This window comes from Affinundibacterium amnicola (genome assembly GCF_014284275.1).
In the GTDB taxonomy this organism is placed as follows: Bacteria; Pseudomonadota; Gammaproteobacteria; order Burkholderiales; family Burkholderiaceae_D; genus Undibacterium; species Undibacterium amnicola.
In genome coordinates this window covers 1-13638 of record NZ_JACOFU010000006.1, presented here as the reverse complement: position 1 = coordinate 13638, position 13638 = coordinate 1, and the positions used below count along the sequence as shown (strand labels likewise).

Here is a 13638-nt window from a genome sequence, read left to right as displayed (position 1 = left end):
CTCAGTGCAGCTTAGTGCAAGAGATCGTATTTTACGGCAAAGGTCGCAAAGAGACATCACCTGAATGGATAAGCAAACGCGCCTGTTCCGTTTGCAACAATAAACAACCTTGGTGATCAACCCCCAATGCCAGTCCTTGATGCAGCACTTCAGCTTGTTCGACAATCATCACGGTTTGCTGGGCATATGCATGTAGATGATTCCAACGATCAACGAAAGCCGTAAAGCCTTGCAGCGCAAATTCATGTAAAGCGACCTGCAAGGCCTGTATCAACTCGGCCAGTAATTGATTCCTATCCATCTGAGCAAGCCAGGCAGCATCCGCAACTTCTTGCCCAATGTCTTTTTCTAATTCCGCTGGAACACGTAAATTCAAACCCACACCAATGATCGCCCAACAGGTTCCTCGATTGCCCGTCTGCGACTCCACCAAAATTCCGGCTAATTTCTTCGAATCTTTTAAGATGTCATTAGGCCATTTTAACTTGGCTGGCACACCGAGTTGTATCAGCCGTTCAGCAAGTGCAACACCTACCGCTAGCGGTAAGCCCAACAACGCCTGCCCACCAACAGCAAATTCCCACGCCAATGAAAAAGTCAGCACACCATCAGGTGTCGATACCCAACGTCTTCCTGCGCGTCCTTTCCCTGCGGTCTGATGCCGAGCCACCAACAAAGTTGGCGTATTTAGATTCTTCGCCCTGCACATTAAATCCGCATTTGTCGAACCAGTTTCATCAACTACTTCGATCGATATTTCAGGATAATCGTTAGCTTGGTTAAGGCCATACAAAGCTTGCTCAATCAGCTTCGCTTCTAATCGCGTCATTTCTACTACCTTCTAAGTTTGTACCGACTAAACAGACAGCAGATAAATAAAAACGGCACCGCAGAAATTCCACGGTGCCGTTTTCAGGTCTGACTTAGTAACTCTGAATTACAAATTACGCTTCATCAGTATTCACATCAGTAGCAACTACTTCTGCTGCTGGTGCGAAGATTTCCTTTTCAGCTTGCAACAAGGCTGCACGTTCATCGGCTTCCCAAGATTCTTTCATCTTGCGCGCACGGTGATACGCCAAACCTGTACCGGCTGGAATCAAACGACCCACGATGACGTTTTCTTTCAAGCCGCGCAGAGTATCTTTCTTACCCATGATCGCTGCTTCTGTGAGAACACGTGTGGTCTCTTGGAAGGAAGCGGCAGAGATGAAGGAATCTGTCGACAAGGAAGCTTTGGTAATACCCAACAAGATATTTTCATAGGTTGCAGGGATACCGCCAGCCGCAGTAACGCGATCGTTTTCACCTAACAAATCAGAGCGTTCAACTTGTTCGCCCATGATGTAGTTCGCATCACCTGGATTCACAACGACAACACGACGCAACATTTGACGTACGATCACTTCAATGTGCTTGTCATTGATCTTAACACCCTGCAAGCGATACACGTCCTGCACTTCGTCAACGATATAGCGTGCTAAAGCTTCGATACCCAACAAACGCAAGATGTCTTGTGGATCGGCTGGGCCGTCAACAATCATTTCACCCTTGTTGACAACCTGACCGTCATGCACCAAAACTTGTTTGTCTTTGGTGATCAGGAACTCATGCTTCTGACCATCCATGTCAGTGATTTCCAGACGTTGCTTACCTTTGGTTTCTTTACCAAACGCCACCGTACCAGTCACTTCCGCCAACATACCTGCGTCTTTTGGTGAACGTGCTTCAAACAACTCAGCAACACGTGGGAGACCACCGGTAATATCACGCGTTTTTTGTGATTCAGTCGGGATACGCGCCAACACTTCACCAACGTGAACTTGTTGACCGTCTTTTACTGTAATCAAAGCGCCGACTTGGAAGCCAATTGTTACCGCGTGCTCAGTGCCAGAAATTTTCACTTCTTCACCAGCTTCGTTCAACAATTTAACTTGTGGACGCAAAGTTTTACCAGCAGCAGAACCACGACGTTTCGCATCGATTACCACCAAAGTCGACAAGCCAGTGACATCATCAACCTGCTTAGCAACTGTTACGCCTTCTTCGACGTTTTCAAACTTCACCTGACCTGTGTACTCAGTGATGATAGGACGTGTCAATGGATCCCATGTCGCCAAATCTGTACCAGCTTTGATCGTCATGCCGTCTTTCACGATCAATGTCGCACCGTAAGGTACTTTATGACGTTCACGTTCACGACCGTGGTCATCTGTGATCAAAACTTCGCCGGAACGAGAAATAACGATTTGATCGCCTTTACCATTCGTCACATAACGCATCGTTGCTGTGAAACGAATCGTACCGTTGGACTTCGCTTCAACAGAAGACGCAATCGCTGCACGAGAAGCCGCACCACCGATGTGGAAAGTACGCATCGTCAACTGAGTACCTGGTTCACCGATGGACTGCGCAGCGATAACACCAACTGCTTCACCCGCATTAACCATAGAGCCGCGACCAAGATCACGACCGTAGCACATCGCGCACAAGCCGTAGCGTGTGTCACATGTCAATGGTGTACGTACTTTCACTTCATCAATGCCTAAGGCTTCGATTTCTTCGACCATAAATTCGTCGAGCAAAGTACCAGCAGCATACAAAGTTTCTTGTGTTTCTGGATTAACGATGTCATTCGCTGCAACGCGACCAAGAATCAAATCACGCAAAGGCACGTTAACTTCACCGCCTTCAACGATGGCTTTCATGGAAGCGCCGTTCGCTGTACCGCAATCATCTTCGATCACAACCAGATCTTGCGTAACGTCGACCAAACGACGCGTCAAGTAACCGGAGTTCGCTGTCTTCAACGCCGTATCTGCCAGACCTTTACGTGCACCGTGCGTAGAAATAAAGTACTGAAGAACGTTCAGACCTTCGCGGAAGTTCGCAGTAATCGGTGTTTCGATAATCGAGCCATCTGGTTTCGCCATCAGACCACGCATACCTGCCAACTGACGAATCTGTGCTGCAGAACCACGCGCACCGGAGTCAGCCATCATATAAATCGCGTTGAAAGATTCTTGCGTACCAACTGTACCGTCACGACGAGTAACCGCTTCAACTTTCAGCTGTTCCATCATGGCCTTACCGACTTCATCACCGGTCTTACCCCAAATATCAACAACCTTGTTGTAACGTTCGCCCGCAGTCACCAAACCGGAAGCATATTGCTGCTCGATTTGTTTCACTTCGTGCTCTGCCGCTGCCAACAATGTGACTTTTTGTGGTGGTACCAACATGTCATCGATACAGATAGAAATACCAGCACGGGTCGCCAAACGGAAACCAGACTGCATCAATTGATCAGCAAACACCACCGTTGCGCGCAAGCCGCACTTACGGAAGGACGTATCGATCAACTTAGAAATTTCTTTCTTCTTCAATGGACGATTCAAGACTGAGAATGGCAAGCCTTTTGGCAAGATTTCAGACAAGATCGCACGACCAACTGTGGTTTCGTAACGCTTAACTGTTTTAACGAACTCGCCAGTTGCTTTATCTTTTGGATATTCAGTAATACGTACGGTAATACGTGTCGCCAATTCCACTTCTTTGTTATCCCAAGCACGAATCGCTTCAGAAACGTCTGGGAACATCATGCCCTCGCCTTTGCCATTGATGGCTTCGCGAGATGCATAGTAAAGACCCAACACGATATCTTGAGAAGGCACAATAGATGGTTCGCCGTTTGATGGGAACAAAATATTGTTAGAAGCCAGCATCAATGTGCGTGCTTCCATCTGTGCTTCGATAGACAAAGGAACGTGAACCGCCATTTGGTCACCGTCGAAGTCGGCATTGAAAGCCGCGCAGACGAGTGGGTGCAATTGGATCGCTTTACCTTCAATCAATACCGGCTCAAACGCTTGAATACCTAAACGGTGCAAAGTAGGCGCACGGTTCAACATGATTGGATGTTCGCGAATCACTTCTTCCAAGATATCCCAAACCACTGGCTCTTGAATTTCAACGAGTTTCTTCGCTGCTTTGATCGTTGTCGCCAAGCCCATCAATTCCAATTTATTGAAAATGAATGGTTTGAACAATTCCAAAGCCATCAATTTCGGCAAACCGCATTGATGCAACTTCAGTTGTGGACCAACCACGATAACGGAACGACCAGAGTAATCGACGCGTTTACCCAACAAGTTTTGACGGAAACGACCGCCCTTACCTTTGATCATCTCAGCGAGAGATTTCAATGGACGCTTGTTCGCACCAGTCATCGCTTTACCGCGACGACCATTGTCTAACAATGAATCGACCGCTTCTTGCAACATACGCTTTTCATTACGCGTAATAATTTCCGGAGCGCGCAATTCCATCAAGCGCTTCAAACGGTTATTACGATTAATGACGCGACGATACAAATCGTTCAAATCGGAAGTCGCAAAACGACCACCATCCAACGGTACCAATGGACGCAATTCTGGCGGCAACACTGGCAACACTTCCATGATCATCCAGTCTGGCTTAATGCCAGAACGTTGGAAAGCTTCCAATACTTTTAAACGCTTGGAATACTTTTTGATCTTCGCTTCAGATTTGGATTCTTTGAGTTCAGTACGCAAAGTTTCTGCATCACGATCGATATCAATAGAGCGCAACAATTCACGGATACCTTCTGCACCCATGAACGCGGTGAATTCATCACCATGCTCTTCGTACTTCGCTGCGTAATCATCTTCAGACATGATCTGGCATTTTTTCAGCGGAGTCATACCTGGATCGGTGACTACATACGCTTCAAAATACAAAACGCGTTCGATATCACGCAAAGTCATATCGAGCACCATACCCAAACGGGATGGCAAGGATTTCAAGAACCAGATGTGGGCTGTTGGTGAAGCCAATTCGATGTGGCCCATGCGTTCACGACGCACTTTTGCCAATGTCACTTCAACACCACATTTCTCGCAGATTACGCCCCTATGCTTTAAGCGTTTATATTTACCGCACAGGCATTCGTAATCTTTGATTGGGCCAAAAATTTTTGCGCAGAACAAGCCGTCGCGCTCTGGCTTGAAGGTACGATAGTTAATTGTTTCTGGCTTTTTTACTTCGCCATAGGACCATGAACGGATTTTTTCTGGAGACGCGAGACCAATTTTGATCGCGTCGAATTGTTCATTGGGCTGAACTTGCTTGAATAGATCGAGCAGGGCTTTCATGTATATCACTCCAGTGAAGAGTTGAATCGCTTAAAGCTGACGAGTTAATTAACTAACTTTAGGTTTAACCCTGTTCGCAATAACGGGAGAGCCTGATCGACATCGTGTTCGACACAAGTTCCGCTACTACCGGGAACAAAAAGCACAGAAAATTAAGACCCATCTGAATGACCAACGCCCGAAGTGAATTCGGGCGAAGGTTTGCTACCAATTTACTAATTTAAAACTTATTAATTGCTGATCAATTACGTTCTAGATCGATATCGATACCCAAAGAGCGGATCTCTTTCACGAGAACGTTGAACGACTCTGGCATACCAGCATCGATCACGTGATCACCCTTAACGAGATTTTCGTACACTTTGGTACGGCCATTCACGTCATCGGACTTCACCGTCAACATCTCTTGCAAGACGTAAGACGCGCCGTACGCTTCGAGTGCCCACACCTCCATCTCACCGAAACGCTGACCACCGAATTGCGCTTTACCGCCCAATGGTTGCTGAGTAACGAGAGAGTAAGGACCAGTCGAACGTGCATGCATCTTGTCATCGACCAAATGGTGCAATTTCAACATGTGCATGTAACCGACAGTGACATTACGTTCAAAGGCTTCACCAGTACGTCCATCGTACAAAGTGACTTGATTCTTCGAAGGCGTCATACCGAGTTGTTTTGCGATATGGTCTGGGTAAGCCAAGTCCAACATGCGACGAATTTCACTTTCATGCGCACCGTCAAACACTGGTGTCGCGAAAGGTACGCCTTTTTTCAAGTTGGAAGTCAATTCCAGAATTTCGCTATCTGACAAACCATCGATGTCTTCTGTCTTACCAGACTCGTTATAGATCTGCTTCAAGAAACCACGAATTTCTTCGACTTTTGCCTTAGCATTCAACATCTCACCAATACGCAAGCCCAAGCCTTTAGCTGCCCAACCTAAGTGGACCTCCAAAACCTGACCCACGTTCATCCGTGATGGAACACCCAATGGGTTCAACACGATGTCCGCTGGTGTGCCGTCAGCCATGTATGGCATATCTTCAACCGGAACAATGCGTGAAACCACACCCTTGTTACCGTGACGACCCGCCATCTTGTCACCTGGTTGCAAACGACGCTTAACAGCTAAGTAAACCTTAACCATTTTTTGTACACCTGGTGGCAATTCATCGCCTTGCGTCAACTTAGTACGCTTCTCTTCAAACGCCAGATCAAACTGATGACGTTTTTCAGCGATAGAATCTTTAATCGCTTCGATAGAACGTGCTGCATCTTCATCCGCTGGACGAATATCGAACCAGTGGTACTTATCAACTTCAGCTAAGTATTCCTTAGTGATCGTTGCGCCTTTAGCCAATTTATTTGGACCACCGTTAGCCACTTTACCGACCAACATACGTTGCAAACGTTCGAAAGCATCGCCTTCCACAATACGCAACTGATCGTTCAAATCGAGACGGTAACGCTTCAATTCATCATCGATAATTTGTTGAGCACGTTTGTCGCGTTGGATGCCTTCACGTGTAAAGACTTGAACGTCGATAACTGTACCTACCATGCCAGACGGCACGCGCAGGGATGTATCTTTAACGTCAGATGCTTTTTCACCGAAAATCGCACGCAAGAGTTTTTCTTCTGGCGTCAATTGTGTTTCGCCTTTTGGCGTCACTTTACCGACCAGCGTATCACCAGCAGTCACTTCTGCACCGATATAAACGATACCGGATTCATCCAGACGCGCTAATTGATTTTCAGCGAGATTAGAGATATCACGTGTGATTTCTTCAGCACCCAACTTCGTATCACGAGCAACAGCAGACAACTCTTCGATATGAATCGATGTGTAGCGATCATCAGCAACAACTTTTTCAGAGATCAAAATCGAATCTTCGAAGTTATAACCGTTCCATGGCATAAACGCGATCAACATGTTTTGACCCAGAGCCAATTCGCCCAAGTCCGTTGATGCACCGTCAGCCAATACGTCACCCTTCGCAACGATATCGCCAACTTTCACGATAGGACGTTGGTTGATGTTCGTATTTTGGTTAGAACGTGTGTACTTGATCAAGTTGTAGATATCTACACCGACTTCACCCGCTTGTGCTTCCGCGTCATTAACACGAATAACAATACGACCTGCATCGATGTAATCAACTTTACCGCCGCGCAATGCTTGTACTGTAGTACCTGAATCGACCGCAACTGTGCGTTCGATACCTGTACCGACTAATGCTTTTTCTGGACGCAAGCAAGGAACTGCTTGACGTTGCATGTTGGCACCCATCAACGCACGGTTCGCATCATCGTGTTCCAAGAACGGAATCAAAGATGCCGCAACAGAAACGACCTGACCAGTCGCAACGTCCATGTATTGAACGCGCTCTGGGGAAACCAGAATTGTCTCGCCAGCCTGACGAGAAGAAACCAATTCATCGCTCAACATACCTGCGCCATCAATCGTCGCATTCGCCTGAGCGATGATGTAACGACCTTCTTCAATCGCAGACAGATAATCAATTTGCGTCGTGATTTTGCCGTCGATAACTTTACGATAAGGTGTCTCTAAGAAACCATATTCGTTCAAACGTGCATACAGCGCCAAAGAGTTGATCAAACCAATGTTTGGCCCCTCTGGTGTTTCAATCGGACATACACGACCGTAGTGCGTTGGATGAACGTCACGTACTTCAAAGCCAGCACGTTCACGTGTCAAACCACCAGGTCCCAAAGCAGAGATACGACGCTTATGCGTGATCTCAGACAATGGGTTCGTTTGATCCATAAACTGAGATAATTGTGAGGAACCGAAGAATTCACGGATCGCTGCAGAGATAGGCTTAGAGTTGATCAAATCGTGCGGCATCAAGTTGTCAGCTTCTGCTTGACCCAAACGCTCTTTCACAGCGCGTTCAACACGCACCAAGCCAGCACGGAACTGATTCTCAGCTAATTCACCAACGCAACGTACGCGACGATTACCTAAGTGATCGATATCATCAACTTCGCCGCGACCATTGCGCAACTCAACCAAGATCTTGATAACAGCCAAGACATCGTCATCCGACAAAGTCATCGCACCGGTCAATTCATCACGACCAATACGGCGATTGAATTTCATACGACCCACTGCGGACAAATCGTAACGGTCTTCGTTATAGAACAAACCGTTGAACAAAGCCTCTACAGAATCTTCTGTTGGCGGTTCGCCAGGGCGCATCATGCGGTAGATCGCTACACGCGCTGCCATTTGGTCAGCAGTGTCATCAGCACGCAGAGTTTGAGAAATGTAAGCACCCTGATCAAGATCGTTCGTGTACAAAGTTTGAATGTCAGTGATCTTTGCATCGCGCAATTTTGCCAACAATTCTTCTGTCAACTCGTCATTGGCGTTTGCAACCACTTCGCCTGTATCCGCATCAACGATATTCTTCGCTAATACACGGCCAAGCAAGTAGTCTTCTGGTACGGAAATCATCTTGATACCAGCAGATTCGATTTCACGTACATGCTTAGAATTGATACGTTTGTCTTTCGCAACGATCAATTTGCCAGCTTTGTCAGAGATATCAAAACGCGCAACTTCGCCGCGCAAACGTTCTGCAACGAATTCCATTTCCGCGCCATCGCTATGTAAGCCGAAATTATCAAAAACGAAGAAATTTGCGAGAATCTGCTCGTTGCTCATGCCGATGGCACGCAACAAAATAGTGACAGGCATCTTACGACGGCGGTCAATACGGAAGAACAGAATATCTTTAGGATCGAATTCGAAGTCGAGCCAAGAACCACGGTAAGGAATAATCCGCGCTGAGAACAGCAATTTACCGGAAGAATGCGTCTTGCCGCGATCATGCTCAAAGAACACACCAGGCGAACGGTGCAACTGAGATACGATAACGCGCTCAGTACCGTTAATCACGAAAGAGCCTGTGTTGGTCATGAGCGGCAATTCGCCCATGTACACTTCTTGCTCTTTCATTTCTTTAACGACAGGCTTGGTTGGAGATTCTTTATCCAGAATCACCAAACGCACTTTGGCACGTAAAGGAGAGGCAAATGTCAAACCGCGCAGTTGACATTCCTTGACGTCAAAGGCTGGATCGCCTAAAACGTAGGATAGAAATTCTAAACGAGCGAACCCATTGTGCGACACGATCGGAAATATCGAAGTAAAGGCCGATTGAAGGCCTTCATTTTTACGCGCAGACGCAACTTTGTCTTGCTGTAAAAAACTATGATATGACTCGAGCTGGGTCGCCAGCAGGAACGGAACGTGGTGGACGTTAGCGCGTTTCGCAAAAGATTTGCGAATGCGCTTCTTCTCAGTAAATGAGTAGTGCATGGACACTCCGTGAGTGGCAAGGAAGGATGGAGAATTCAGATTTCAAAACTTTTTTCCAGGTAAATGACACTACAAGAAAAACCATCAAGAAACCTCAAGTCTCAGCCCTCACCTTATGGGATTCGGCTTAGGAAATTTCAACGAACTTACAAATATTTCTGCCGTGAGAACGACAGAGAAGCCAAAGAGGAACCTTCTCTTGCAAGAAGATTCCTTACTTTGACTTAGGCAAACTCGAAAGTCCGCCAGTATAGCATAGAATTACTTAACGTCAACTTTCGCGCCAGCTTCTTCCAATTTCTTCTTAGCAGCGTCAGCATCCGCTTTAGAAACAGCTTCTTTAACTGCTTTTGGTGCGCCATCAACTAAGTCTTTAGCTTCTTTCAAGCCCAAACCAGTGATTTCACGAACTGCTTTAATCACGCCAACTTTGTTCGCGCCCACTTCAGCCAGAATTACGTTGAATTCTGTTTGTTCTTCAACCGCAGCAGCAGCAGCACCAGCAGCTGGGCCAGCTGACATTGCAGCAGCGGAAACGCCAAATTTTTCTTCGAATGCCTTAACCAAGTCGTTCAAGTCCATTACGGACATCGCGCCTACGGCTTCCAGGATATCGTCTTTGCTAATTGCCATTTGAAACTCCAATATTTAAATTACTATGATTCGGTATTTGACGAAAAATCTTATTCAGCTGCTGCTTCGGCAACTGCTGCCGGTGCTGCTGGTGAACCAGATTCTTGTTTTGCTGCGAGTGCTGCCAAAGCACGTGCGAATGCTGATACAGGAGCCTGCATCATACCCAACACTTGCGCCAACAATACTTCACGAGCAGGAATGCTTGCCAACGCAACAACACCAGCTTTATCCAAGGATTTACCAGCGTAGTTACCAGCCTTGACGACTAACTTGTCATTGCTTTTTGCAAAGTCATTAACGACTTTAGCAGCAGCAACAGCATCTTCCGAGATCGCATAGATCAACGGACCAGTCATTTCGTCAGCGAGGCTTGCAAATGCAGTTCCCTCAACAGCGCGACGTGCGAGTGTGTTTTTCAACACGCGCATGTATACGCCTTGAGCACGTGCTTGCGCACGCAATTGCGTCAAATGACCGACCTGTATGCCACGGTATTCGGCTACGACGATAGTCTGTGCTTTTGCTACTTTTGCAGAGACTTCAGCGACAACAGCCTTTTTGTCATTCAGATTGAGACTCACGGTCAACCTCCATTAATGATATTCAGTCTGCACACCACAATGATGCACTTCTCTCATATCGTTTCGAACACGGCGTCCGAAGTTAGGAGTTTCACTGGATTACCAGTAGTCACTACAAAACTTGCTCGGGTACACCATCTGCGTTGGGCATCAAGAATCACTTCTCAACAATTAACTTTCTAAACGAATTTAAAAAGCCCAACGGTCTTTGACACTCTGCCCGCCACTACCTACCGAAGTAAGCAATAACAAACAGCCCAAAGATGCGCCATTCATCTAAATAAAAGATGAATGGACTTGATTCTTAATTAAGCAGACAAATTAATGTGGTCTACGCGCACACCTGCACCCATAGTGGATGAGATGGAAATTTTACGCAGGTAAACACCTTTGCTTGTTGCTGGTTTAGCTTTGTTCAATGCTTCGATCAAGGCCAACAAGTTCGATTTCAAATCGCCATCAGCGAAAGATTTACGACCGATTGTTGTGTGGATGATACCTGCCTTGTCAGTACGGTATTGCACTTGACCCGCTTTAGCATTTTTAACTGCTGTTGCAACGTCAGGAGTCACAGTACCAACCTTTGGATTTGGCATCAAACCACGTGGACCCAAAACTTGACCCAAAGTACCAACGATACGCATTGTGTCTGGAGAAGCGATCACAATATCAAATGGCATGTCGCCAGCTTTGATACGCTCAGCCAAATCTTCCATACCAACGATATCAGCACCAGCTGCTTTAGCTTCTTCAGCTTTAGCGCCTTGTGCGAATACCGCTACGCGTACTGTCTTACCTGTACCAGCCGGCAATACAACTGCGCCACGAACAACTTGGTCAGATTTCTTAGGATCAACACCGAGTTGAACAGAAACGTCGATAGATTCGTTGAATTTTGCAGTTGCGCACTCTTTGATCAACGCGATAGCGTTATCAAATGGGTAAACCTTCAAACGATCTACTTTTGTTTTCAGCAATTTTGCTTTTTTAGATAACTTAGCCATTACAGACCCTCCACCGTGATGCCCATGGAACGAGCAGAACCTGCGATTGTACGCACGGCTGCTTCCATATCAGCTGCAGTCAAATCTTTTTGTTTGACTGTTGCGATTTCCTCGGCTTGCGCACGAGTGATTTTGCCAACTTTGTCTGTATGCGGTTTAGCAGAACCTTTAGTAATGCCAGCTGCTTTTTTGATCATGTAAGTTGCTGGAGGCGTCTTCATCACGAATGTGAAAGACTTATCAGCAAATGCTGTGATCACAACTGGAATTGGCATACCTGGTTCCATACCTTGAGTCTGCGCGTTAAACGCTTTGCAGAATTCCATGATATTCAAACCACGTTGACCCAATGCTGGACCGATTGGTGGGGATGGATTTGCTTTACCAGCTGGCACTTGCAGCTTGATAAAACCAATGATTTTCTTTGCCATGATGGCTCCTTCTATGGTTGAGTGGTAGCGCCTTTTAATTAAAATTTCAATTAAGAGGCTCCTCGCTTTTTTTCACTGAGCTTTACATTGCTGCGCGGTGCCAGCCCCGCTTACTACTTATTACTTTTTTATCGGCACACAAACAAAAGTGCAACCGCTAAATATATTCTTTAGACTTTTTCAACTTGAGCAAACTCCAAATCAACTGGAGTTGCACGACCAAAGATAGTGACATTTACTCTGACTTTCGACTTGCCGTAATTGACTTCTTCGACATTGCCATTAAAATCTGTAAATGGGCCTTCTTTAATTCTGACTACTTCACCAACCTCATACAAAACTTTCGGTCTTGGCTTTTCAACACCATCTTGAACTTGCTGCAAAACTTTCTCAATCTCATGACGAGGAATTGGCGCAGGCTTATTTGACTTACCACCGATAAAGCCAGTAACTTTGCTCGTATTTTTTACCAAGTGCCAAGTGTCATCAGTCATTTCCATTTCTACAAACACATAGCTTGGAAATAAACGACGCTCTGTCACACTTTTCTTACCATTTTTTACTTCAATTACTTCTTCGGTCGGAACGAGAATTTGCCCAAACATATCTTGCATCTCGGCGCGCTCAATACGCTCCAACAATGCTCGCTGAACACTCTTCTCCATCCCAGAATAGGCATGCACGGCATACCATTTTTTTGCACTCTTAGGGACAGAAACACCAGAGTCTTGCTCTGGCGCGCCGTCTATATTCTTTTCCGAGGTTTGTTCGCTCATTATTTAAGCCCAAGAATTACGTTCATAATCAAATATTCAAGAACTTTATCAGTAGTAAAAAGGAAAATCGCCATCACTAAAACGAATCCGAATACCACTGCAGTCATCTGCCCAGCCTCTTTACGCGTAGGCCAAACAACTTTTTTCGCCTCGCGAGTCGACTCCTTAGCAAACGACACCAACTCACGGCCAGTCTCGGAAATAAAGACCAACACCAAAGCCAATGCGAGACCACCAAATAAAGCACCTAAACGCACATACTTCGCCTGACCAGCGAGAACATAAAATGCAACGACACCAGCAACGGCAGCAATCACCGCCAAAATGATTTTATATTTATCATTAGAAGTGCTGACAGTTTGAACGGTTTGGTTAGACATGCTGATTTTTACTTTCGATGCCTTTTGGCCTTGATGGTGGCAGGGGCGGTAAGGATCGAACTTACGACCTTCGGTTTTGGAGACCGACGCTCTGCCAGTTGAGCTACACCCCTACGGCTTTTACAAATGAGTGGATAGCAATTTTTAAATTACTATCCAGCTCATTTTTACTACTTAAAACAATTAACCAGCGATAATTTTAGCAACAACACCTGCACCAACAGTACGACCACCTTCACGAATCGCGAAACGGAGACCTTCTTCCATCGCGATCGGGTTGATCAATTTTACTGTGATAGAAACGTTAT

General features: G+C 46.1%; 10 protein-coding genes and 1 tRNA gene. All 11 read right to left on the bottom strand.

What is annotated here, in order from left to right; translation table 11 throughout:
• Window positions 1-31 precede the first annotated feature (31 nt).
• Window positions 32-829 carry a biotin--[acetyl-CoA-carboxylase] ligase gene (locus tag H8K33_RS14225; RefSeq protein WP_186891715.1) on the bottom strand — a complete coding sequence of 266 codons (798 nt, stop codon included), beginning with the start codon at window positions 827-829 and terminating at the stop codon, window positions 32-34.
• Window positions 830-944: 115 nt separating this feature from the next.
• Window positions 945-5174, bottom strand: coding sequence for a DNA-directed RNA polymerase subunit beta' (gene rpoC / locus H8K33_RS14220; protein WP_186891714.1), 4230 nt, complete (start codon window positions 5172-5174; stop codon window positions 945-947).
• Between the two features lie 241 nt (window positions 5175-5415).
• Window positions 5416-9522: a DNA-directed RNA polymerase subunit beta gene (gene rpoB, locus H8K33_RS14215; RefSeq protein ID WP_186891713.1), complete on the bottom strand. Its 4107-nt coding sequence runs from the start codon at window positions 9520-9522 to the stop codon at window positions 5416-5418.
• Window positions 9523-9783: 261 nt separating this feature from the next.
• Entirely contained in the window at window positions 9784-10155 is a 372-nt protein-coding gene (rplL, locus tag H8K33_RS14210; RefSeq protein WP_186891712.1) for a 50S ribosomal protein L7/L12, read from the bottom strand.
• Window positions 10156-10205: 50 nt separating this feature from the next.
• Window positions 10206-10739, bottom strand: a complete 534-nt coding sequence (rplJ, locus tag H8K33_RS14205) for a 50S ribosomal protein L10 (RefSeq protein ID WP_186891711.1) — start codon at window positions 10737-10739, stop codon at window positions 10206-10208.
• A 308-nt stretch (window positions 10740-11047) separates the two neighbouring features.
• Window positions 11048-11743 (bottom strand): 50S ribosomal protein L1, encoded by a 696-nt coding sequence (gene rplA / locus H8K33_RS14200; protein WP_186891710.1) that lies wholly within the window; start codon window positions 11741-11743, stop codon window positions 11048-11050.
• Window positions 11743-12174: a 50S ribosomal protein L11 gene (rplK, locus tag H8K33_RS14195; protein WP_186891709.1), complete on the bottom strand. Its 432-nt coding sequence runs from the start codon at window positions 12172-12174 to the stop codon at window positions 11743-11745. The genes rplA and rplK overlap by 1 nt, the downstream gene beginning before the upstream one ends.
• A gap of 170 nt (window positions 12175-12344) precedes the next feature.
• A complete protein-coding gene (gene nusG / locus H8K33_RS14190) occupies window positions 12345-12950 on the bottom strand; it encodes a transcription termination/antitermination protein NusG (protein WP_186891708.1) in 606 nt (201 codons plus the stop codon).
• On the bottom strand, window positions 12950-13330 hold the full coding sequence (secE, locus tag H8K33_RS14185; protein WP_186891707.1) for a preprotein translocase subunit SecE: 381 nt from the start codon (window positions 13328-13330) through the stop codon (window positions 12950-12952). The genes nusG and secE overlap by 1 nt, the downstream gene beginning before the upstream one ends.
• A gap of 37 nt (window positions 13331-13367) precedes the next feature.
• Window positions 13368-13443, bottom strand: a tRNA-Trp gene (locus H8K33_RS14180).
• A 70-nt stretch (window positions 13444-13513) separates the two neighbouring features.
• Window positions 13514-13638: EF-Tu C-terminal domain-related protein (locus tag H8K33_RS14175; RefSeq protein WP_463315754.1), on the bottom strand; the 125-nt coding region annotated here is incomplete at its 5' end.

Bases quoted from the DNA above. Each gene is read 5' to 3' on its own strand.
- H8K33_RS14225 (WP_186891715.1), bottom strand. From the start codon at position 829: ATGACGCGATTAGAAGCGAAGCTGATTGAGCAAGCTTTGTATGGCCTT.
- rpoC (WP_186891714.1), bottom strand. From the start codon at position 5,174: ATGAAAGCCCTGCTCGATCTATTCAAGCAAGTTCAGCCCAATGAACAA.
- rpoB (WP_186891713.1), bottom strand. From the start codon at position 9,522: ATGCACTACTCATTTACTGAGAAGAAGCGCATTCGCAAATCTTTTGCG.
- rplL (WP_186891712.1), bottom strand. From the start codon at position 10,155: ATGGCAATTAGCAAAGACGATATCCTGGAAGCCGTAGGCGCGATGTCC.
- rplA (WP_186891710.1), bottom strand. From the start codon at position 11,743: ATGGCTAAGTTATCTAAAAAAGCAAAATTGCTGAAAACAAAAGTAGAT.
- rplK (WP_186891709.1), bottom strand. From the start codon at position 12,174: ATGGCAAAGAAAATCATTGGTTTTATCAAGCTGCAAGTGCCAGCTGGT.
- nusG (WP_186891708.1), bottom strand. From the start codon at position 12,950: ATGAGCGAACAAACCTCGGAAAAGAATATAGACGGCGCGCCAGAGCAA.
- secE (WP_186891707.1), bottom strand. From the start codon at position 13,330: ATGTCTAACCAAACCGTTCAAACTGTCAGCACTTCTAATGATAAATAT.